The sequence below is a fragment of the Arthrobacter sp. TmtSoilC79 genome, assembly GCF_059739405.1.
In genome coordinates this window covers 3,059,727-3,081,515 of sequence record NZ_AP046051.1, presented here as the reverse complement: position 1 = coordinate 3,081,515, position 21,789 = coordinate 3,059,727, and the positions used below count along the sequence as shown (strand labels likewise).

The 21,789-nt window shown below is 62.8% G+C and carries 22 protein-coding genes and 1 tRNA gene; 12 read left to right on the top strand and 11 right to left on the bottom strand.

Features of this window, described 5'->3' with window-relative positions; genetic code table 11:
• Positions 1–11 precede the first annotated feature (11 nt).
• The 5 genes from AC6JA3_RS14190 to AC6JA3_RS14170 form a co-directional block, all read right to left on the bottom strand.
• A complete protein-coding gene (locus AC6JA3_RS14190; RefSeq protein ID WP_026541478.1) occupies positions 12–419 on the bottom strand; it encodes a hypothetical protein in 408 nt (135 codons plus the stop codon).
• Between the two features lie 44 nt (positions 420–463).
• On the bottom strand, positions 464–1,747 hold the full coding sequence (locus tag AC6JA3_RS14185; protein WP_026541479.1) for an alpha/beta hydrolase: 1,284 nt from the start codon (positions 1,745–1,747) through the stop codon (positions 464–466).
• 19 nt (positions 1,748–1,766) lie between these two features.
• Positions 1,767–4,283, bottom strand: a complete 2,517-nt coding sequence (locus tag AC6JA3_RS14180; RefSeq protein WP_026541480.1) for a DUF2156 domain-containing protein — start codon at positions 4,281–4,283, stop codon at positions 1,767–1,769.
• Between the two features lie 138 nt (positions 4,284–4,421).
• Complete coding sequence (locus AC6JA3_RS14175; RefSeq protein ID WP_026541481.1) at positions 4,422–4,601, bottom strand: YMGG-like glycine zipper-containing protein; 180 nt, start codon at positions 4,599–4,601, stop codon at positions 4,422–4,424.
• Positions 4,602–4,624: 23 nt separating this feature from the next.
• Positions 4,625–5,854: a multidrug effflux MFS transporter gene (locus tag AC6JA3_RS14170; RefSeq protein ID WP_026541482.1), complete on the bottom strand. Its 1,230-nt coding sequence runs from the start codon at positions 5,852–5,854 to the stop codon at positions 4,625–4,627.
• A 174-nt stretch (positions 5,855–6,028) separates the two neighbouring features.
• Here AC6JA3_RS14170 and AC6JA3_RS14165 point away from each other — a divergent pair, with 174 nt between their 5' ends.
• From AC6JA3_RS14165 to AC6JA3_RS14140, 6 genes are all read left to right on the top strand, one after another.
• Positions 6,029–6,877 carry a phage holin family protein gene (locus tag AC6JA3_RS14165; protein ID WP_026541483.1) on the top strand — a complete coding sequence of 283 codons (849 nt, stop codon included), beginning with the start codon at positions 6,029–6,031 and terminating at the stop codon, positions 6,875–6,877.
• A 50-nt stretch (positions 6,878–6,927) separates the two neighbouring features.
• Complete coding sequence (locus AC6JA3_RS14160; RefSeq protein ID WP_026541484.1) at positions 6,928–7,551, top strand: CDP-alcohol phosphatidyltransferase family protein; 624 nt, start codon at positions 6,928–6,930, stop codon at positions 7,549–7,551.
• The gene (locus tag AC6JA3_RS14155) at positions 7,551–8,456 is read left to right on the top strand and encodes a DMT family transporter (protein WP_026541485.1); all 906 of its coding nucleotides are present in this window, start codon (positions 7,551–7,553) and stop codon (positions 8,454–8,456) included. The genes AC6JA3_RS14160 and AC6JA3_RS14155 overlap by 1 nt, the downstream gene beginning before the upstream one ends.
• Positions 8,457–8,565: 109 nt before the next feature.
• Positions 8,566–9,762 (top strand): glycosyltransferase, encoded by a 1,197-nt coding sequence (locus tag AC6JA3_RS14150; RefSeq protein WP_026541486.1) that lies wholly within the window; start codon positions 8,566–8,568, stop codon positions 9,760–9,762.
• Positions 9,763–9,847: 85 nt separating this feature from the next.
• A tRNA-Ile gene (locus AC6JA3_RS14145) sits at positions 9,848–9,921 on the top strand.
• 135 nt (positions 9,922–10,056) lie between these two features.
• Complete coding sequence (locus AC6JA3_RS14140) at positions 10,057–11,247, top strand: acyl-CoA dehydrogenase family protein (protein WP_026541487.1); 1,191 nt, start codon at positions 10,057–10,059, stop codon at positions 11,245–11,247.
• A 13-nt stretch (positions 11,248–11,260) separates the two neighbouring features.
• On the opposite strand, the gene AC6JA3_RS14135 is transcribed toward AC6JA3_RS14140, so the two are convergent.
• Positions 11,261–11,785 carry a M23 family metallopeptidase gene (locus AC6JA3_RS14135; protein ID WP_035760961.1) on the bottom strand — a complete coding sequence of 175 codons (525 nt, stop codon included), beginning with the start codon at positions 11,783–11,785 and terminating at the stop codon, positions 11,261–11,263.
• 406 nt (positions 11,786–12,191) lie between these two features.
• On the opposite strand from AC6JA3_RS14135, the gene rpsB reads away from it, so the two are divergent.
• The 6 genes from rpsB to AC6JA3_RS14105 all read left to right on the top strand — a co-directional run bounded on the left by rpsB (position 12,192) and on the right by AC6JA3_RS14105 (position 17,092).
• Complete coding sequence (rpsB, locus tag AC6JA3_RS14130) at positions 12,192–13,076, top strand: 30S ribosomal protein S2 (protein ID WP_026541488.1); 885 nt, start codon at positions 12,192–12,194, stop codon at positions 13,074–13,076.
• A gap of 121 nt (positions 13,077–13,197) precedes the next feature.
• Entirely contained in the window at positions 13,198–14,034 is an 837-nt protein-coding gene (gene tsf / locus AC6JA3_RS14125) for a translation elongation factor Ts (protein ID WP_026541489.1), read from the top strand.
• A gap of 120 nt (positions 14,035–14,154) precedes the next feature.
• The gene (gene pyrH / locus AC6JA3_RS14120) at positions 14,155–14,892 is read left to right on the top strand and encodes a UMP kinase (protein ID WP_026541490.1); all 738 of its coding nucleotides are present in this window, start codon (positions 14,155–14,157) and stop codon (positions 14,890–14,892) included.
• A 102-nt stretch (positions 14,893–14,994) separates the two neighbouring features.
• The gene (frr, locus tag AC6JA3_RS14115) at positions 14,995–15,552 is read left to right on the top strand and encodes a ribosome recycling factor (RefSeq protein WP_026541491.1); all 558 of its coding nucleotides are present in this window, start codon (positions 14,995–14,997) and stop codon (positions 15,550–15,552) included.
• Positions 15,552–16,487, top strand: coding sequence for a phosphatidate cytidylyltransferase (locus tag AC6JA3_RS14110; protein ID WP_026541492.1), 936 nt, complete (start codon positions 15,552–15,554; stop codon positions 16,485–16,487). Before frr ends, AC6JA3_RS14110 begins: the two co-directional genes overlap by 1 nt.
• Before the next feature lie 20 nt (positions 16,488–16,507).
• Positions 16,508–17,092 (top strand): DivIVA domain-containing protein, encoded by a 585-nt coding sequence (locus AC6JA3_RS14105; RefSeq protein WP_026541493.1) that lies wholly within the window; start codon positions 16,508–16,510, stop codon positions 17,090–17,092.
• 22 nt (positions 17,093–17,114) lie between these two features.
• Here AC6JA3_RS14105 and AC6JA3_RS14100 read toward each other — a convergent pair whose 3' ends face one another.
• The 5 genes from AC6JA3_RS14100 to AC6JA3_RS14080 are packed head-to-tail and all read right to left on the bottom strand — an operon-like array spanning position 17,115 to position 21,618.
• Positions 17,115–17,804, bottom strand: a complete 690-nt coding sequence (locus tag AC6JA3_RS14100) for a hypothetical protein (protein WP_347783568.1) — start codon at positions 17,802–17,804, stop codon at positions 17,115–17,117.
• A gap of 48 nt (positions 17,805–17,852) precedes the next feature.
• Positions 17,853–19,319: a sodium/solute symporter gene (locus AC6JA3_RS14095; RefSeq protein ID WP_026547287.1), complete on the bottom strand. Its 1,467-nt coding sequence runs from the start codon at positions 19,317–19,319 to the stop codon at positions 17,853–17,855.
• A complete protein-coding gene (locus tag AC6JA3_RS14090) occupies positions 19,316–19,678 on the bottom strand; it encodes a hypothetical protein (RefSeq protein ID WP_026541496.1) in 363 nt (120 codons plus the stop codon). The genes AC6JA3_RS14095 and AC6JA3_RS14090 overlap by 4 nt, the downstream gene beginning before the upstream one ends.
• Positions 19,675–20,394 carry a LytR/AlgR family response regulator transcription factor gene (locus AC6JA3_RS14085; protein ID WP_026541497.1) on the bottom strand — a complete coding sequence of 240 codons (720 nt, stop codon included), beginning with the start codon at positions 20,392–20,394 and terminating at the stop codon, positions 19,675–19,677. The genes AC6JA3_RS14090 and AC6JA3_RS14085 overlap by 4 nt, the downstream gene beginning before the upstream one ends.
• 21 nt (positions 20,395–20,415) lie before the next feature.
• Positions 20,416–21,618 carry a sensor histidine kinase gene (locus tag AC6JA3_RS14080; protein ID WP_026541498.1) on the bottom strand — a complete coding sequence of 401 codons (1,203 nt, stop codon included), beginning with the start codon at positions 21,616–21,618 and terminating at the stop codon, positions 20,416–20,418.
• Positions 21,619–21,789 lie beyond the last annotated feature (171 nt).

Here is a 21,789-nt window from a genome sequence, read left to right as displayed (position 1 = left end):
TCCAACTTTTTCTAGACGAAATCCATCTCCACCTGCAGGAAGCGTGCGGCCTCGGCCACGGCCGCCACAAACGAATCCTGCTCCGTGGGCGGGGTCCTGGGTTCGCGCGGATGCCACTCGTGCGGGGCCGAGTAGACCCGCGTGAAGCCTCCGCCGGGTGGTGCATAGAAGATGCCAAACCGCTGGACCGGCCACTCGGGGGACGTCTCCGGGGCCACAAGCAATGCGGCGTCCGCTTCGGGGTTGTACCACTGGGCGATGGGCCGGCGGCGGTCATCGGTAAAGAGGCCCGCGGCATAGAGGGCGGCCGACTGGGGACTGGTCACTGAGCACAAGCGGTCCCACCACAGCGGCAGGATGCGTTCATCCCGGCGCTGCCACGGTGCCGGAAGCGGCTGCAGCTCTTGCCAATGGGGCACACCTCAACTTTATCGCCGGTACGGGGCAGGCAACAGGGGAATACCTAGCGGGAAAGGCCAAGCCGTGGGTAGAGGACCTCGAACCCTTTGGTCAGCCCCGCATTAAGCGCCAGTCCCACGTGGCCGCCGTTGGGAACCTCGTAATAGGTCACCGTCATGCCTGCCTCCCGTGCCGCGGCAGAGACAGCTTTCGCTGCGGCCACGTAGGTCACGTCATCGGAGCCGACGGTGAAGACTGCAGTTGTGTCCGGGAATTGCTTGCCTTTCATGATGTTGATGGGCTTTTGGGCGTCGTAGTCCGCCTGGCTGCCGCCGAAGATGGATGCGAGGTTCCCTGCAGGGTCCTCGGCTCCCGGGAATTCTTCACCCGAGATGTCCACCACATTGCCCCACATTTTGGGGTATTTCAGGGCGAAGGAGATCGCGCACTGGCCGCCGTTTGAGTAGCCGGCGATGGTCCAATGCCCGCGGTCCGGGAGGATGTTCAGGTTGGCTTTCGCCCAGTTCACTACGTCCTCATTGATGTACTTCTCCACATTGCCGTACTTGGCAGTGTCCAAGCACAAGGTGTCGTTCTCATCCGGTCCGATCTGGTCCGCCACGATCGCGATTGGGGCCAGGCCGTTGTTCTTCGCCGCGAATTCGTCCAGTGCGGCTGAGACATACTGGGGATCCGGAAGGCCTGGCTGGCCCATCATGAGGACGAAAAGTGGCAGCCGGGGCGGGTTCGCGGTCAGCGCTGCCGGAGGCAGGTAGATCCCTGCCGGCCTGGCCTCAAATCCGGAGGCAGTCGCCGGAATCACCTGGGTGCCCACCTTACCTTTGGCGGGCATTCCTGCCGGGGGTTTCCAGCTCTCCCAGAGGGGCCCAGCGGGTATGGAAGCATCCGGGTTCGGCTTGTTCAACTCGATGGCGCCCTCGGTGGAAATGCCCAAGGCCGAACCCAGTGTGTTGTTCAGCCCGAACTCCGTATTGATGCCCAGGGCCGCGACCAGGACAAAGACAGGGATGGACACCGCAGCCACCACCTTCCGCCACGCGCGGCTGTGCCGGAAGCTGACCACGGCCAGTCCCAGCGCTGCGAAGCAGGAGATGGCCCAGAACCAGACGCGGGGGGTCAGTCCCACATGGAAGACGTCCATGACGTCCTCCACGATCCACACCGTCAACCACCCCAGCAGCGCAGCCGCCACGATGGCAACGATCGCGGTCAACGCCCAACGGGCAGACGGCCGCAGGAAGAGCACCAGGAAGAACACGACGCCGATCGCCCCGGCAACGGTCATGACCACAGGGCCGCTGATCTCAAGTTTCAGGAGGTCGTCCATGGCTAGTGGGTCCCCGGCGTCATGCTGCAGGTTCCCGGGCAACCATTTGCCGCAGCAGGCCCGCGCTTTGCGCCGTGGAGAGCCCGGGCAGGTACGCGGAACCTACCGCGATGCCGATCGATGGGAGGGCAAGGGGGTCCTGGTAGTACATGTACAGGGTGCGGTGCTCCGGCTGGAACCGTGACTTGAAGGCGGCCAATGACTTGAACCCGTACATCGGCTCCAGGGCATTGCCGAGCAGTGCCAGGACGCGGTCCAGGGAACTGTGGTCGCCGTCGATGGCACCGGCACCGGCACCGGCACCGGCACCGGCGTTGGCAAGCGGCGAGCCGGACAAGGAGATCATGGGGACCTCTTCCTTGAAGTGGGTTACGGCAGAGGCGATCAGGAATTCCATCACTCCCTTGAAACCGGTGGTCCGGCGTCGCATGAAGTCCAGCGTCCAGCCGGAGATGACACCGTTCCGGAATACCGGCAGCCAACTGGTGACCCCATGGACCAGGCCGTCGTCATCGACCGCCACGCAACAGAGGACTTCAGGATCCTTCAGTTCATCCAAGCCGCCCAGGGTGAAGCCCATCTCCGGCAGGGCCTTGTCCGCAACCCACTCTTCGGAGATCTCCGCCAGTTGGGCCCTGATTCCCGGGGGCATTCCCTGGTACGGATACCAGTGGTCCTTGATGGACAGTTTCTCTGCCCGGTTCAGGGCGGTGCGCACGTTTTGCCATTCCTTGCCCTTGAAGGTCATGGCCTGGACGTTGAGGAGCGTCTCCTCGGCCACTTCCAACTTGCGGAACCCCCGGGGCAGGAGCGGTCCATCCAGTTCGGCGGTCACTGAATAGAAGCACGGTGTCAGTCCCAGGCCGGCGCAGTGGTTCACGAATCCAGTGGCTGCGTCCGCGTGATGCTCTTCGGCGCCAAAGGGGCCGGCAACCGTGAGGGCAACACCGTTATGGACCTGGAAGGCAACACCGGACTTCCTGTCGGGGGCGAACCAGTACTGGTTGTTATCCCACAGTGCCATCCAGGACAGCGTGCCGCCGCCGTCGTGGAGCAACTCCCGGGTGTGGCCCAGATCAGCTGCCGGGTCCGTTGCAAGTTGCCTGAACCGCCGGAAGTTGTTCAGGACCAGCACCAGGATGCATAGCCAGATGATGTCCCCGCCCAGTCCATACACCACGGTGCTCAGCAGGCCTTGGGGGAGGGCCACCACAAAGGGAACAGGGAAGGGGACCAGGATGTGCGTCAGTTGGCCGGCGAGGTCCCACAGGGTCGAGCGACCCGGGTTGCCTTCCGCGAACCAAAACGCGACATACAGGACGATTGCGACCACCGCGAGGAACAGCGATGTCCTTCCCAGGACCCGGTATCCGGCGTCGCTGGACTCCACCCTGAACTTGTGGCGGTTGGCCAGCAGCAACGCCACGATGATTACCGGGGCCAGGAATGCCGGGACCGCGTACAGCAGGAGATAGCCGAAATCGTCATCGCCCAGGGTGACTTCCGGATCGGTGGCGTATTGGACGATGGACAGGACCGTGACGGCGGCAAGGTACGCCTGGATCACCAGGGTCAGCCGATAGGCGAGCCGGCGACCCCGGCGCAGTCCTTCAGCGCAGACGAGGAGCAGGAGGACCGGTATCAGCGTCAGGATTGCTGCGCCGAAGCTTTGGACGCCCACGATTCCCTGCAACGTCACGCAGCTGGTGTCGTTATCGCAGGCTTCCTTGACTTCATCGGCGTCGGGACTGGCCTGGAGCATGACCTCCGAGACCACGGACAGGGGACCGATTTCCCACGTGCCGGTCAGTTGCGTGAGCAGGGGTCCCAGAGCGAAAACGCCAACTACCGTACCCACCAGGAACCGGGTTTCACGGATGGTTGAGGAATGCAGAGAGCCTGCGCGGCGCCGGAAGACCAAGGACTGGATGGCCCAGCCGGCCAGGGTGCCCAGCACGGCACCGGCAAGTGCTTGAAGTGTTTGGGCCACCCCCACGAACAGGGCGAACATCAGCGTAGCGGCCAGCAGCCACGTCCTCAGCCGACGCCGCCAGAGCGCGTCCAGTGCCGCCGTCGCAAATCCGAGGGCGGCGGCAGCGCCGCCATAGGCGCCTACAACATATTCGCCGCCCAGGAAACTGAGCCATTGGTCGGACGCGTCGGTTCCGAACGTCACAAGTGCCACAAGTACCAGGGCGCTGAGGGCTGAGCCTGCAATGAAGGCGAGCAGGGCGGCCCAGGAACCCATCACGCGCTCGGCGATTCCGACGCCCACCAGGATTGCGGCCGTGCAGGCAAGATAGTCCAGAAGGGACGAGGCAAAGAATGCCGACGTGAAAACGGACCACCATGGTCCTGGCTCCACTGCCAATCCCAGGCCCAGCTGGTCCAGCAAAGCCTCGCTGGGTCCATCCAGCAGACTCCCCGTTATTGCCCCCAGGACCCACAGCAAAGCTGCCAACCCCAGTGTCAGGGGCAGTCGTCGCAGCGTAGCCAAGCCGCGGACACCGCCCCGCAATTCCACAGCCGCGCTCATGTGATGTCCCCTTCACCGGTCCGGCGCCGGACAGCCCGGCTGGCCACCATTCTGCCTTGCGGAAGCGTGTAAAGGGAGAGGCTCGACGGTCCGACGGCGGCGGGTCGCCTTTTGCGGGGCGCGTTGTGTGCCGGCGCGCTAGCCCCTGTTCCAGGGGCCGGGGTTCACCCGGTACAGGACGGCGGCACCGACGACGGCACCAAGGATCGCGCCGAACAGGGCACTTCCGGCCGCCCGGCCTATGAGTGCGCCGGCCATGGCGCCAAGCAGGGCGCCGAGGAAGAGTCCCCTGCCGTTACGGTGCGGTTTCCTGGTCATGGTCCCAGCCTACGGGGGCGTTCCTAATGGATGGAGGGAACGGTGCGCGGGCGGACCACCAGCCAGAGGGCAGCGATCGCGCCGGTGATGCACACAGCCATGACTGAACCCATGGGAACAGCGGAGCTGACGCCCAGCCAGCCAACTACCGGCGGGACGATTCCGGCCATCATGAACTGGGATGCTCCCAGGAGGGAGGCTGCGGTGCCTGCCTGGGCGCCGTGGTTCGCGAGGGACAAGACCTGGACACAGGGGAACATGAAGCCGGTCGCGCAGATGTAGAACCACAACGGAATGAGGATGCCCCAGAGGCCAACGTGCAGAAGGTCCAGCACCACGATCACGAGGGCTGTGAACAGCATGAAGACCGTTGCCCCCGCAACGATCCACTGCGGGGCCACGCGGCGGATCAGGCGTGAACTGATCTGGACACCGGCAACAATGCCCAGGGAGTTGATACCGAACAGGATTCCGTATTCCTGGGGCGAGAATCCGTAGACATCCTGGAACAGGAAGGTGGACGCAGAGAGGTAGGCAAACAAGCCACCGAAGTTCAGGCTTCCCACCAGTACCATGCCCACGAAGATCCGGTCCGTCAGGACCGATTTGTAGCGCTGACCCACTGTGATGGTGGATTTGCCGCGCTGCTCTGCGGGCAGTGTCTCCCTGATGAAGAAGATGGAGGCAAGGATCACCATCAGGCCGTAGGCGGCCAGGAAGTAGAAAATGCCGGGCCACGGAAACGCCAGGAGCAGCTGCGATCCGATGACGGGGGCAAGAATCGGGGCCAGGCCATTGACCAGTGACATCCTTGAAAACATGCGGACCATGGAGTAGCCGTGGAAGAGGTCCCGGACCATGGCCATGGCCACCACGCCACCGCCGGCCGCGCCGATTCCCATCAGGACACGGAAAAGCGAGAGCATCCCAATGTCTGTTGCCAGCGCTGCTCCGAGGGACGAGCCGATGTGCACGGCAGTGGCGAGGATCAGCGGAAGGCGGCGCCCCACTTTATCGCTGAACGGACCCACCACCAGCTGGCCGAGCCCAAAACCTACGGTGGTACCGGTCAACGTGAGCTGGATGGCCGCGGCGGAGACATCGAAACTTTCCTCCAGCGCCGGGAACGCCGGGAGGTAAAGGTCGATCGTGAAGGGACCCAGCGCGGTCAGTGCACCCAGCAGGAGAATGTAGACAAGTTTTTCGCGTCGGCTCAGGGAGTCGCCCGGAGCAATGGGAGAGGTCACGATCATCTATCTTATGGCCCAGGTCATATTTATTTGGCGTATGACGGGCGCGCCGCACTGTGGTCCCGAAAGTTCAGCAGGAACCTGAATGATAGCTTTGAGGACAGGTGTCCGCGGTGGAAGAATTCCGTCCGCGTTCGCCCCATACGATGCCCAGAGGAAAGCAGTTAGGCGGAACCCATGAGTGGACGTCACACCGGCCGGACCAGTCAAGGACCAGCCATTCGTACTTTGCCGAAGACCCTCAAGCTCGTTGCGCGGTTGGCGCCACGCCAAATCAACGACGAAATTGCGTTGGCTAAGGTCGAGCTCAAGCGCAAGGCAACCCAGGTTGGCATAGCCGGTGCCTTCTTTGGCGTGGCCCTCGTGTTCCTTGCCCTTTTGGTCATCGCCCTTGTTGTTGCCGCCATCCTGGGCCTGGCAACCATCATGCCGGGTTGGCTCGCGGCGCTGATCGTTGCAGCATTCTTCCTGATCATTGTGGCCATTGCGTCCCTGATCGGAATTGCCAAGTTCAAGAAGGCCATGCCGTTGGTCCCCGAAGACACCATCCGGGGCATCAAGCACGATCTTGGAATTGCCAAGGAAGGCTCGGATTTCGACGAATCCATCCTGGATCCCAATTCGCCCGCCGCCAAGGCAGCGAAGGCCCAAAAGGAAGCAGCTGCCGAGAAGGCCAAGGCAGAGAAAGCGGCGAAGGAAGCTGCCAAGGAGGCGGACGCAGTCAAGGCACCCACGGAAGCGGAACTTCGCTCGCGCCTGAAGAAGCGTCGCGAGCACCTCACCGGGGTCCGCGACGAACTCGGTGAGCAGTTGGACGTCAAGAAGCAGGGCCAGGCCCTGCTGGCGGAGGCCAACGAAAAGTTCACCGAGGGCAAGGACTTCGCTGCGGCAAAGTTTGCTGCCTTGGGAGACTCCGTCCCCGAAAGCCTGACCGAACGGCTCGCCGCCCGGTGGAAGGACCTCGCCGCGTTTGCCACTGCCGCCGTGGTCTTCGTTGTAGCCCTGCGGAAGCTGCTGAAAAAGTAGGCAGCCCTTCCGGGTCAAAACACACACTGGGAATGGGAAGGGGGACATAGGTGAGATTGATCGGTGCTGGTTCAAATCCTGATCGGCCGCAAGTCGACCACGACCTCATCTTCACTGTCCCCAACATCCTCACGGTCCTCCGTTTCATGGGGGTCCCCTTGTTCGTGTGGCTCGTTTTATCGGAGCAGGAGTATGGGTTCGCTGTCCTGGTGCTCGTCATCATGGGCAGCACCGATTGGGTGGACGGCTACATCGCAAGGCGTTTCGACCAGACCTCCAAGCTGGGACGCATCCTTGATCCGATGGCTGACCGTGCCGCGCTCCTGGCCGTAGCATTCACTTTGGCCGTGGCCGGCGTCGTGCAGTGGTGGTATTTGGCGGCCCTGCTGGTGCCCGATGCCATCCTGGCCATTGCTTCCCTGAACTACTTCCGCAGCCACCCGGACCTTCCGGTGAGCATCATCGGAAAAATCCGCACGGCGCTGCTGCTGCTCGGCACGCCCCTGCTGGTCCTCTCCAAATTGCCCATTCCGTTCACCGAGGTCTACTTCGTAGCCGCCTGGACATTCCTGGGGCTTGGGCTTCTGGGACACTGGATTGCGGCTTACAACTATTTCTGGGCCATCTTGCGTAAGGGTAAAGAACTGAAAAACGACGACGGCGGACACGGCTGATGGTCTGGCTGGCGGTTTTCCTTGCGGTGCTTGGTGCCTTTTTTCTGGCTATAGGCGCCCAACGGCAGGGCAGCGCGGTCAAAGCCGATACCGGCGGCCTGGCCCTGAGTTCAAACGGTTTCCTGAGGCTCCTGCGCAATCCCCGCTGGATGCTCGGGCTGTTGTTCCTTGCCCTTGGAATGGTGATGAACGCGATCGCCTTGGTCTCCGCCCCGCTCACCGTGGTTCAGCCCATTGGTGCCATTGCCCTGGTGATCACCACGGTGGTCAACGCCAAGGACCAGGGCCTGAGCATCAACCGGGCAACTGTAGTGGCCATCAGCGCGTGCGTCACGGGTTCGGCATTGTTCGTGCTGCTGGCCGTCTTCGTCACCCAGGAGAACCACCACGTCAACAGTGAGGACGAACTGACCATTGTCCTGCTGCTGGCTCTGGCAGTGGGCATCTTCGGGACCCTGGCCGTACTTTTCAAACACCGCATGAGCGCCTTTGTGTACATTCTGGGAGCCGGGGTCCTCTTCGGATTTGTTGCCGTGCTGACGCGGATCATCGGCAAGCACCTGCTCGACCCCAACGGCCTGTTCCTGCTCAACGTCCAGTGGTACACCCTGATCGCCATCGCGGCCGCCGGGGGACTTGGCTCCTGGTTCGTGCAGAGCGCCTACTCAGGTGGCCCGCCGGACCTGGTCATAGCAGGACTGACCGTGATCGACCCGATGGTAGGCATCGCCATCGGCATTGTGATCCTTGGTGAGCTTCGTCCCGATGTCCACGCCGTCATGGCTATCGCCATGGCTGTGGCGGCAACGCTTGCTATCGTGGGGGTTATTGCCCTGAGCCGGCACCACCCGGAAGTCACCAAACGCAAGAAGGACGCGAAGGCGGCCGCCAACAAGAAGGCTTAGGGCAGAGCTGCACCTTGCGCCGCCGCTGCACGCGGACCGGCAACCCGGCGACACCGCAGTATTGCCACAAGCAATGCTGTCCGCACCGTGACCATCAGGAGTTCTCCACGTGACCATTCCCGACACCACCAAGCCCCTTACCCTTCTGATTGCGGCCGATACGTATCCGCCGCACGTCAACGGCGCCGCCCAGTTCGGCTACCGCCTGGCCAAGGGGATGACGGCACGTGGACACAACGTGCACGTGTTGGCCTGCCGTCCGGACACGGGCAAAAGCTACACAGAGTTCCGCGACGAAGCCACAGTCCACCGGCTGCGTTCGCACGGCGTCTTCACCCATGAGTACTTCCGTATTTGTTTTCCGTGGGAGATCAAAAAGGAAATCAGCCTTTTGTTCGACAAAGTCCAGCCGGACGTCGTCCACATCCAAAGCCACTACATGATCGGCGAGCACGTCCTGTACGAGGCCGTGAAGCGCGGTATCCGCGTTGTTGCCACGAACCACTTCATGCCGGAGAACCTGAACCCGTTCCTGCCGTTCCCGCAGTGGTTCAAGGACATTGTTGGCCGCATCTCCTGGAAGGACATGGGCAAGGTCATGGGCCAGGCGGACGTGGTCACCACACCCACGCCCCTGGCTGCCAAAGCAATGCACCAGCACGCCTTCCTGCGCAAGGTCCTGCCGCTCTCCAACGGCATTGACTCCTCGGCCTACGAGCTCCAGCCTGGCGAGACCATTGAGCCTCACGCCAATCCCACGGTCCTGTTCGCCGGGCGTTTGGCAGAAGAAAAGCACGTCAACGTCCTGATTGACGCCGTGGCCAAGACCCCGCGCGAACTGAACGTCCACCTGGAAATTGTGGGCGGCGGCGAAGTCCGCCCCGCCCTTGAGGCACAGGTGGCCAAGCTGGGGCTGGGGGACCGGGTGAGGTTCCTCGGTCTGGCAAGCGACGAAGACCTGCGCGAGGCTTACATTAAGGCCGACATCTTCTGCATGCCCGGTACGGCTGAGCTCCAGTCCCTGGTGACCTTGGAGGCGATGTCTGCTTCCACTCCCGTGCTGCTGGCCGATGCCATGGCCCTGCCGCACCTGGTTCGTGACGGTGAGAACGGCTACCTTTTCACGCCCAACAACAGCGACGAACTGGCAGCCAAGATCACCAAGCTGGTGGAGCTTCCCAAGCACGAGCTGGAAGCCATGGGCAAGCTGAGCCGGGAGATGGTGGAACCGCACAGCATCAACGGCACCCTCCAGACCTTCGAGGACCTCTACCGCGGTGCCTCCTACGAGGACAAGGTCGTGTGACAAAAGCACTCCCCGGCAGCTATTAGAATTGCTGGAGTGCTTTGCCCGGTACTGCTGTTTACGCAGCGGCCGGACCGGGCATCATGGGGCTATAGCTCAGCTGGTTAGAGCGCGGGACTCATAATCCTAAGGTCCTCGGTTCAAGTCCGAGTAGCCCTACACCTTCATGAATGAGCCGTGGCCGACAATCCTGGATTGTCGGCCACGGCTCTTTTGCGTTCCCCCTCAGTTGAGGTAAGTTACTCATCAGTAACTTAGTTTTGGTCGCAGGTGACCACCCTTGAAGGAGCGAACATGTCCAACGCTGCATTCGACGCCGCCAATCTTCCGTATGCCGACGGCGACTTCTACGCCTTTGAGCAGATGCTGACAGGAAAAGAGCAGGACCGGTTGGCTGAGGTCCGGGAGTTTCTTGCCCGCGAGGTCAAGCCCATCGCCGTGGACTGCTGGAACCGTGGCGAGTTCCCCATGGACCTCATTCCCAAGCTCGGTGAACTGGACCTGGTCAGTCCTGTCCGCCGGCAGGGGTACTCCAACCTGTTCGCCGGCATGCTCCACGCTGAAGTGACCCGGGCAGACGCATCCATTGCCACTTTCATGGGCGTGCACGACGGCCTCTTCACAGGGTCCATCGAGGCCCTTGCCTCCCAGGAGCAGAAGGATGCCTGGCTTCCGGAGATCTACTCGCTGAAGAAAATCGGCGCCTTTGGCCTGACCGAGCCCCTGGGTGGCTCCGATGTTGCCGGCGGCACCCGCACCACAGCCAGGCGCGATGGTGACAACTGGATCCTCAACGGAGCCAAGCGCTGGATCGGCAACGCCACCTTCTCCGACTGGGTAGTCATTTACGCCAAGGACGTTGCGGACAACCAGGTCAAGGCCTTCCTGGTGGACACCACCTTGCCCGGCTACTCTGCCAGCAAGATCGAGAACAAGATCTCCCTGCGTACGGTCCAGAACGCAGACATCGTCCTGGACAATGTGGTGGTTCCGGACTTCTTCAAACTGGCCAACGGCAACAGTTTCCGGGACACCAACAAGGTGCTCAAAGTCACCCGCCTGGCTGTGGCGTGGCAGGCGGTTGGGCTTCAGATGGCAGCTTTTGACGTCGCCCGCAGCTACGCGGTGGAGCGTCAGCAGTTCGGGCGGCCGTTGGCGGCATTCCAGCTGGTGCAGAACCAGTTGGTCCAAATCCTCGGAAACACCGTGGCATCCATGGGCATGATGGTGCGCCTGGCCCAGCTTGAAGATGCGGGAGTGGCCAAGGATGAGCAGTCGGCGTTGGCGAAGGCCTTTGCAACGGCGCGCATGCGGGAAAGTGTTGCCCTGGGTCGCAGCATCCTGGGCGGCAACGGGATCGTCACGGACTACGGCATGGCCAAGATCTTCTCCGACGCGGAGGCAATCTACTCCTATGAAGGCACGCACGAGATCAACACCCTGGTCACCGGCCGTGCCATCACGGGCGTCTCGGCCATCGTCTAGGCGCAACAGGTAATCAGTACAACGGCAGCAGGATCGACGGGCGCATGTCCTCCACGAAATCCAGCGGGTTGAGGTAATCCGCGCCTTGGCGAACGCCCCAATGCAGGCAGGCCGCGGCACCGCAATGACCGGGCTCCAGGGTGCCAATGACCTGGCCTTTGCGGACGGCGTCTCCGGGTTTGAGGTCACTGGCCACGGGTTCGAAGCTGCTCTTGAGACCGTTGCCGTGATCGATGGTCAGTGCCGGTCGATCAACCACGACGCCGGCAAAGGTCACCACGCCCGCCGAGGGCGCGGTGACCTTTCCGCCGTCGGACGCTGGTCCCAAATCCACGCCGCGGTGACCACTCAGCCATGGTTTGTCCGGCGGGTCGAAGATCCGCAGCACGGCAGGCTTGGGGGAGAGCGGCCAACTCCACCGGGCGCCGGTCGGATCGGGCGTGCCTGGAACTGGCTCGGCCGGAGCAGCACCGCCAAGTGTGCCTGCCGCCATCGCCAGCGCCGCCAGCAGGGCCATCAAGGACTTCGCAATCGTCATGGATAGAGCCTCCCGCGGTGCCCGCCGGCGATCGATACCGCACTTGCCCTATGTGGACAACCAACCGCGGCTGCGGTCAAACCTGTGGGGTGGCTGTAGTACACTTGGTGGAGCAGTTTGCTGTGCCCTCAAGCTGGTTCAGGAGCATGTCTCATTCAGATATGCGAGGGCCCCAGGCTGACTACGCGTATCCAACCCTCCACCAGCGAAGCCCCTTGGCTTCAGGCTGCGGAGGATTGTGCCTCTTGCGGTCCGGCTGAGCTTAGGCTCTGTGCCGGATGAGAAGCGCAATGGATGCCAGGAGCCACGCCCATCCGGGCAAAGGCTAAACAACCGTCAACTATTGGCAGGGTAAGAGCAGCCCCTTGGGCTCTCTCATGAATGACCTGCCGGAAGGAGCGTCGGCATGCCCGTCGTAACTATGCGCCAGCTGCTTGACAGCGGCGTCCACTTTGGACACCAGACCCGTCGTTGGAACCCGAAGATGAAGCGCTTCATCTTCACGGAGCGCAACGGCATCTACATCATTGACCTCCAGCAGTCGCTGTCCTACATCGACCGCGCCTACGAGTTCGTCAAGGCTACTGTCGCCCACGGCGGCACCGTCCTGTTCGTTGGCACCAAGAAGCAGGCTCAGGAAGCAATTGCCGAGCAGGCTACCCGCGTTGGCCAGCCTTACGTCAACCAGCGTTGGTTGGGCGGTATGCTCACCAACTTCCAGACCGTCGCCAAGCGCATCCAGCGCATGAAGGAACTCGAAGAGATCAACTTCGACGACGTCGCAGGCTCGGCTTACACCAAGAAGGAGCTCCTGCTCCTCAAGCGCGAACTCACCAAGCTTGAGTCCAACCTCGGTGGTATCCGCAACCTGACCAAGGCTCCCTCGGTTCTGTGGGTTGTTGACACCAAGAAGGAACACCTTGCTGTTGACGAAGCCAAGAAGCTCAACATCCCCGTTGTAGCCATCCTTGACACCAACTGCGATCCTGACGAAGTTGACTTCCCGATCCCGGGTAACGACGACGCCATCCGCTCCGTCAACTTGCTGACCCGCGTTGTTGCCGACGCCGTAGCTGAGGGCCTCATCGCCCGTAACCAGCGCGCAACGGGCACCACCGAAGCTCCTGAAGAGCCGCTGGCTGAGTGGGAGCGCGAGCTCCTCGAAGGCAGCAAGGCTGAAGAAGCAGCAGCAACCGAAGCTCCGGCAGCAGAAGCTCCCGCGGCTGAGGCTCCGGCAGCTGAGGCTCCCGCAGCTGAAGCTGCAGCCGGCGAAGCCGAAGCAGCCAAGTAAATCTGGACCTTCCCTGATGCCGGAAACAGCATCGGGGGCAACTGACAGGATGGCAGCTCACACGGTGGGCGGCCGTCCTGTCAGTCCGTAAACACACAAATTTCTAGACAGAGGGGTTCACATGGCGAACTACACTGCTGCTGACATCAAGGCCCTGCGCGAGCGCACCGGCGCCGGCATGATGGACGTCAAGAAGGCTCTTGACGAAGCCAACGGTGACGCCGAGAAGGCCATCGAGATCATCCGCATCAAGGGCCTCAAGGGTGCTACCAAGCGCGAAGGCCGTTCCACTGCCGAGGGCCTGGTTGCTGCCAAGGTCAACGGCGGCGTTGGCGTAATGATCGAGGTCAACTGCGAAACCGACTTCGTTGCCAAGGCTGACAAGTTCATCCAGCTGGCCGACAAGGTCCTCAACGTTGCAGTCGAGTCCGGCGCAGCCGACCTCGAGACCCTGCTGGCTACCGAGGTTGACGGCAAGCCGTTGTCCGAGGTTGTTGTCGAAGAGGGCGCTGTCCTCGGCGAAAAGGTTGTTGTCCGCCGTATCTCCCGCGTTGAGGGCACCACGGTTGACGCTTACCTGCACAAGACGTCCAAGGACCTTCCGGCCCAGGTCGGCGTCCTGTTCGCTGTTGACGGTGAAGGCGAAGCCGCTGCCACCGCCGCGCACGACATCGCTGTCCACGTTGCAGCCATGGCTCCGAACTACCTGACCCGCGACGACGTTCCGGCCGAACTGGTCGAGTCCGAGCGACGCATCGCCGAAGAGACCGCCAAGGCTGAAGGCAAGCCCGAAGCTGCTCTTTCGAAGATCGTGGAAGGCCGCGTGACGGGCTTCTACAAGGGTGAAGTTCTGGTTGACCAGGCATTCGCCAAGGACTCCAAGAAGACTGTTGCACAGGTCCTCGAAGAGGCCGGCGTCAAGGCAACTGCAGTAACCCGTTTCCGCGTAGGAAACTAGTAATTCATGAAAAGGGGTGGTCACTTCGGTGGCCGCCCCTTTTTCATGCACCCGTCCGGGTAGTACCTGAGCGGACCCACAGCACGATAATCTAGCCAGAGTCCACCAACGGGAGGCACCATGGAAACCGTCAACACTGCAATCCAGCCCGAGAAGACCCGCCGACGTGTACTTCTGAAACTTTCCGGTGAGGTCATCGGCGGAGGCAAGCTCGGCGTCGATCCTGAAACCGTCAGGGCCATCGCCAAGCAGATCGCGGCAGCTGTCTCCGACGTCGAGGTTGCGATCGTCGTGGGCGGCGGCAACTTCTTCCGCGGCGCAGAACTGTCCCAGAGCGGCATGGACCGCTCCCGCGCCGACTACATGGGAATGCTCGGCACGGTCATGAACTGCCTGGCCCTGCAGGATTTCCTGGAGCAGGCCGGCGTTGAAACCCGGGTCCAGAGCGCCATCACCATGGGCCAGGTCGCCGAGGCCTACATTCCCCGCCGCGCCATCCGGCACATGGAGAAGGGCCGCGTGGTCATCTTCGGTGCAGGCGCCGGACTGCCCTACTTCTCCACTGACACCGTGGCAGCCCAGCGTGCCCTGGAAGTCCACGCGGATGTTGTCCTCATGGCCAAGAGCGGCGTGGATGGCGTGTACACCGCCGATCCCAAGAAGGATCCGGAAGCTGAGAAGCTCGATGTCCTGAGCTACGACGACGCCCTGCGCCGGGACATCCGCGTCATGGACCAAACGGCCATGACCATGTGCAAGGACAACAATCTTTCCATGGTGGTCTTCGGCATGGAAGGCGAGGGCAACGTTACCCGTGCCATCCTGGGCGAAACGCTCGGAACCCTGGTTACTCCCTAGCAAGGGCTAGGATATTTCTAGGACCGTCCGCCTCTCACGGCGGATCTTTACTGTGTACTGCGGCCTGCTTTTGGGCAGCAACTATTTTCTGAGGAGAAACCCGTGATCGAAGAGACCTTGCTCGAAGCCGGCGAGAAGATGGACAAGGCGGTTGAGGTAGCCAAGGACGATTTCGCCACGATCCGTACGGGTCGGGCGAACCCCGGTCTCTACAACAAGGTGATCGTCGAGTACTACGGCACGCCCACGCCGCTCCAGCAGCTGGCGTCCTTCGGTGTTCCTGACGCCCGGACCATCCTCATCACGCCCTACGACAAGACCGCTCTGCGCGACATCGAGAAGGCCTTGAGCGATTCCGAGGTCGGCGCCAACCCCTCGAACGACGGCAACGTCATCCGCGTGACCATCCCGGAGCTCACCAAAGAGCGCCGCAAGGAGTACGTCAAGATCGTCAAGGGCAAGGGTGAAGACGCCAAGGTCTCCATCCGCAGCATCCGCCGCAAGGCAAAGGACACGCTGGACAAGCTGGTCAAGGACGGCGAAGCCGGCGAAGATGAGGGTGCCCGCGCTGAGAAGGAGCTCGACGCCCTGACCAAGCAGCACGTTGACAGCATCGACGAGCTGCTTAAGCGCAAGGAAGCCGAGCTGCTCGAGGTCTGATGAACCAGGCTGAGCCGGCGCCCGCTGGACGGGTCCCGACACGCGATACCCCGCACCGCACCAGGCGCGTCCGGACGAACCCCACGCCCAAGGCGGGGCGTAATCTTCCGGCGGCCATCGGCGTCGGGCTTTCCATGCTTTTGGCGGTTTTGGGCGGATTGCTTTTCCTCCCGTTGGGATTCGTCCTGCTCACCACAGCATTTGCGGTGTTGGGGGTATGGGAAGTTTTCCGGGCCCTCGAAGCCCAAGGCACCAGGATGCCGATCATCCCCGTGATGGTCGGCAGCCTGGTGATGCCGGTATCGGCCTATTTTGGCGGCCTTGAAGGCCTGCTGTTCACCATGACGGCCAGTTCCGTTGCCGTCCTGCTGTGGCGGTCCATCGAGAGTGCCGCCGGAGCTCCGAGGAGTGTCTTCGCCGGGGTGTTCACTTTGGCGTGGATTCCTTTCCTCATCAGCTTCGCGTCCCTGTCCCTGCACACCAGCAGCGGTCCGACTCCCGTCGGCTTTTGGCCGGACGGGATTCCCGACGGCGCCTGGCAGATCGCTTCCATGCTGTTGTTGGTGGTTTCCAATGACACGTTCGGGTACATCGTGGGGGCCTCGTTCGGGAAGCACCCGATGGCTCCAAAGATCAGCCCCAAGAAGTCCTGGGAGGGTTTCGCCGGATCAGTGGGCGGTGCCATGCTGATTGGGGTCCTGGCATGCATTTTCATCCTCGATAAGCCTTGGTGGGTGGGCTTGGTGCTGGCCATTGGCATGGTGGCGGCAGCTACCGCCGGTGATCTCGCCGAGTCCATGGTCAAACGGGAACTGGGTGTCAAGGACATGAGCAGCATCCTCCCCGGCCATGGTGGTGTGATGGACCGCTTGGACTCCATTGTGTTCGCGGCCCCTGTAGCCTATGTTCTGTTCGCGCTGCTCAGCGGCGTCTGAGAATCAACGAAGGAAAATTAGTGTCCGTGGATATTCGACGCCAGATTCCCGCAACGTTCGACCGCGTGGAGCGCAGCAAGTACGGCTATAACGCCAAGCAAGTGGACGAATTCCTCCAGCGTGCAAGGACATCGTTCGAAAACCCGGTAGGTGCCGCTGACCAGGTGGCCAGCGTTGACGTGCGGGACGTTGCTTTCGATCCCGTGAAGGGTGGGTACGACGCACACAGCGTAGACGCCGCCCTGGACCGGCTCGAGGATGCATTTGCCCGCCGTGAGCGCGATGACTTGATCAGCCGCGAAGGCGAGGAAGCCTGGCTGCGCCAGATCGGCAAGCTCTCCGGCATCCTGCGTGGACGCCTTCACCGCCCCGACGGCGAGCGGTTCCGCCGTCCGTCCAGCAAGCGGGCACGCAGTTACAACATCCAGGACGTCGATGCCCTGTGTGCGGAACTGGTGGGTTACCTTGAGCACGACCAAGTCCTGAGCGTTGACACGGTGCGCCGCGCCGTTTTCCGGGCTGCCAAGGGCAATGAAGGCTACGAAGAAGCCCAGGTGGACGCATTCCTCGCCCGTGCCGTCGAGCTCATGGCGGCCATCGACTAGTCCGCACCCCTGGCGCGCAGGGCTAGCGCGTGGGCGAAACGGGTGGGTTGTTTTGCCAGACTTCCAGGTAGCGTCTGTGGCCCCGGACCAGGGATGTGCCGAAGAACGCCAGCGCGACCACAACGGCCACGGGCGCTGCCGCGGCTGTGGGGAGCCCGGCTGCCAGGAGTGCCGATCCCAGCAGCAGCGCGATCAAGGCCGAATTCACGAACCCCATGAAGACCATGCTGCTGCCGGCAACTTGGCTGAAGTCCTTCCTGTTGCCCAGGAAGTAGTACGTCTTTTTGGCGCCGGCCTCGTCATCGTGCGCCCCGGCCATGAGGTAAGGCCCTATGCCGGGATCCATATCGACGTAGGCGGCCCGCAGGCGGTTCATCGCCAGGACGTACATCAAGTCCTCCATGCCTACGCTCATGACGCGCACGTGCGTGAGCAGGCCCACCACCAGGTCAATACTGAGCACTGTCAATGCGAACGCCCTGAACGCATCGGAAAACTGGGTGGCGTTACCCACCAGCGCCACGCTCAGAAGGCTTGCGGACGTGAAGGTCAGGAACATGCTGATCCTGGTGAGGACCTCCCCTTGGGTGGTGCTGCGCGAGGCGAGCAGGCTCCAGTGTTCGGTGGCCAGCAATTGTGCCCGGACGCTGGGGGATGGTTCCGGTGTTGGCGCCGGCGGTTCCGGACCGGCGGCACCTGGTTCCTCGGACATGGCGTCATTGTCCACCCTGAGGGGGCGCCGGACAACGCCTTGCCGCAGCTATCTCTCCGTAACCACAGGCCGTTCCGGTACGTGCAGTCGTGACATGACACGGTTTACTGACGCCGGCACACGGTTTCTGGTTGTCAGGGAAACGGCCACTGTCACAGCGAAGGCGGCGGGAACGCTCCATGCCGCCGGCTGGGCAAGCCAAGCCGGTGCAGTTCCTGGCCCCATGAGTGTGCCCGCCACCATGGCCCCGCCGCACAGCAGCGCGCCGGTGAGCATTCCGGAGATGGCGCCGGCATCTGTGAGCCCGCGCCACCAGATTGCCAGCAGCAATACCGGGCAGATGGTGGAGGCCGTGAAGGCAAAGACCAGGCCCACGCTCCCGGCAAGGGCCAGGGAGTCGGTCATGAAGGCAAAACCCAAAGGCACGACGGCGGCCAGCACCGCTGCGAGGCGGAAGCCCTTGACGCTCCCACCGAACAGGTCCTGGCTGATGACGCCGGACAGCGAAACCACCAGTCCGGACGTGGTGGAGAGGAAGGCGGCGAAGGCTCCAGCGACTACAAGGGCGGAGAGCAGGTCTCCTGCAACGCCGCCTATGAGCTTCCCCGGGAGCAGCAGGACCAAAGCATCCGCCTGCCCGGACTGGGCAAGTTCGGGTGCGAACATCCGTCCGAGGGCACCGGATACCGTGGGAAACAGGTAGAAGACGGAGAGCAGGCCCAGCACAATGAGGGTTGTGCGGCGGGCCGATTGCCCGTCCGGGTTGGTGTAGAACCGCACCAGGACGTGGGGCAGGCCCAGGGTTCCAAAGAGCAAGGCCACCAACAGGGAAATGTGTTGGTACACGCCGGCGGAGGCCTGGCCGGTGGGATTGACCGGCAGGGGAGCCTGGGGAGTTGTGCCGTTCCCGGCCAGCACCAGCAGCACAAAGACCACCGGCACTGCCAGGGCGGTCAGTTTGAGCCAGTATTGGAATGCCTGGACAAAGGTAATGGAGCGCATGCCACCTGCCACCACCGTCAGGCACACCACCACCACAACCGCCGTCGAACCTACCCACGAAGGCAGGCCGGTGGTGATGCGGATGGTGAGCGCCGCCCCGTGGAGTTGCGGGACGATGTAAAGCCAGCCGACGGCGACCACCACCAGGCTGGTGACGCGGCGGACCAGCCTGGAATCCAAACGGGCTTCGGTGAAATCAGGGATGGTGTAGGCGCCTGAGCGACGCAGGGGAGCGGCGACGAAGAGCAGCAGCATCAAGTAGCCTGCGGTGTACCCCACGGGGAACCAGAGGGCGTCTGTTCCCGAGAGCAGGATCAGCCCGGCGACGCCCAGGAAGCTGGCGGCAGAGAGGTACTCGCCGCCGATTGCCGAGGCATTCCACCAGGGTGGGACCGTCCTCGAGGCCACATAGAAGTCTCCGGTTGTCCGTGAAATCCGCAGGCCGTAAAAGCCGATGACGGCTGTGGAGAGTGAGACGGCGAGGAAGGCGATCAGGGCAACAGCCGGATTCACTTGTCCTCCACAAGGTCCCGGTACCGCGCTTCATTCCGCGCTGCCGCACGGTTGTAGAGCCAGGCACTGAGGCCAATGACTGGGTAGATGCCAAGGCCCAGTACCAGCCAGTCCAGTGGAATCCCCAGGACCCTTGTTTCAGCTACGCCGGGCCCGAACACGAGGAAAAGAGCGACCACCACGAGGATGATCAGAAAGCCACAGGCCACTACCAGTGCCAGGCGCAGTTGGGAGCGGATCAGGGAACGGATGAAGATCCTGCCGGCGTCGGAGTCTTCTGCGACCTCGCGGGGGTACGGCAGCCGGCCGGGAGCCGCAGTGGCCGACCGGTGGGGTGCTGTGACACGGACCCGCGTCATCCTTGCGGCCGGATGCGTGTGGAGTGCAGTTTGTCCCTGACGGAAGGCAGATGGCGCCGGCTGATGGGCAACTCAGCTCCCGCCACCGCCACGCTGGGTCCGGTGGCCGACAACCTAAGGTGCTCCACATGCTTCAGGGCAATGAGGTACGAGCGGTGGATCCGAATGAATCCGGCCTCAGCCCATTTCTGTTCGAGGTCGCTCAAGGGGACCCGGATGAGGTAACTGGCCTCGGCCGTGTGCAACCTGGCGTAGTCTCCCTGGGCCTGAACGTAGGTGACATCGTCCCGGCGGATCATGCGGGTGGTGCTGCCCAGATCCACCGTGATCATCTCCGGCGCGGGGGTTCCATCCTTGATGAGGTCGCTGATCCGGTCCACGGAGCGCGAAAGGCGTTCGGCGCGAAGGGGTTTGAGGAGGTAGTCGATCGCAGCGAGGTCGAAGGCTTCCAGTGCACAGTCTTCGTCAGCAGTGACAAAAACGACGGCGGGTGGATTGTTGCTGCGCGAAATCGCCCGGGCGATGTCCAAGCCTGAGAGGGCCGGCATATGGATGTCGAGGAACACCGCGTCCACGGCCTCCGTTTCCAGGGTCCGCAGCGCTTCTGCACCCGAGGACGCCCGGTGGATGGCGCCAATCCTTTCATCCCGTCCCAGCAGGAAGGCCAGCTCCTCCACGGCGGGCAGTTCGTCATCAGCGACGAGCACGTTGATCATCCTTAAAGACTAACCTTCACCTCAAGCGTCATGCCCGGGCTGGGATTTGGGCACCCGCATGGTGATCAGGGTCCCTTCACCTGGGGCGGTGTCGATGACCAGTCCGTGTTCATCGCCGTAGACCTGGCGCAAGCGCGCGTCCACGTTGCGCAGTCCCACGTGAATGCCATCGGTGTGCCCGGCCAGCACCGAGCGCAGGTGCTCCGGGTCCATGCCCACGCCGTCGTCCTCGATGGTCACTTCGGCGAACGCGCCGGCATCGTTGGCGCAGATGGTGATGTGGCCCGGGCCATCCCTGGCTTCCAGGCCATGGCGGACCGCGTTTTCCACCAGTGGTTGCAGGCTGAGGAAGGGGATGACCGTGCTGAGGACCTCCGGGGCGATCCGGAGGCTCACTTGGACCCGCTCACCAAAGCGTGCCCGTTCCAGCAAAAGATAGCGGTCAATGCAGCGAAGTTCCTCGGCCACTGTGGTGAAGTCGCCGTGGCGCCGGAAGGAGTACCGGGTGAAGTCTGCAAACTCCACCACCAGCTCCCTGGCCCTGGCAGGATCGGTGTTGATGAAGGAAGCAATGGCGTTGAGGGAGTTGTAGATGAAATGAGGGCTGATTTGAGCACGCAACGCCCTGACCTCAGCCTCCATCAGCAACGTCCGTGAGGCTTCAAGCTCCGTGAGTTCCAGCTGGGCGGCAATCCAGTCCGCAACCTCGCTGGTGGCCCTGACCAGCCCGGCCCCTGCTGCCGGGGCCAGGGCCGCCACCGAACCGACCACCTTGGAACCGGAACGGATGGGAGCAATCACCACGCTGAAATCATGGGTCCCGTGCTCCGGCTTTCCGGTAGACCGGCGCCCGCCGTGGGGCACCACCACGGTTCGTCCGGTGGTGAGTACTTCGGTAGCAAGACGCATCAGCGACGACCTGAGTTCTTCTGCGGTGCCATCCCAGGCCAGCACCGAATCTGTGTCCGTGATGGCCAAGGCGTCGCAGCCCAGAAGGACCCGAAGCTGCCTGCTGGCTTTGGCCGCCCCGGCAGGCTGCAGGCCACCCCTCAGGTGCTGGCCGGCACGGGAGGCTGCATGCAACGTGTTGTAGGTGGCGCGCTCGGCGTCGGTGCCAAGGTCCCGGAAGGAACGCATCACCTTGTAGCCAACGCCAACCACGACGGCGACAGCCAGCACGATCACAGCGATCGCGGCTGCGGTGAGGAGCGGTGAATCGGGCATAAGGCCAGCGTAGCCGGACCGATCCCGCATCTTTTCCAAGCAACGGAAATACCTTTCGTCGAACCTTGGGCCACCGTTTGGCGCAGCACCGCAACCGCTGGGCGATGGCTGCGGGCGAGGCTCTGGAACACGCACCCCGAAGCGTTCGATAGTGATTGCAGTCACATTGGC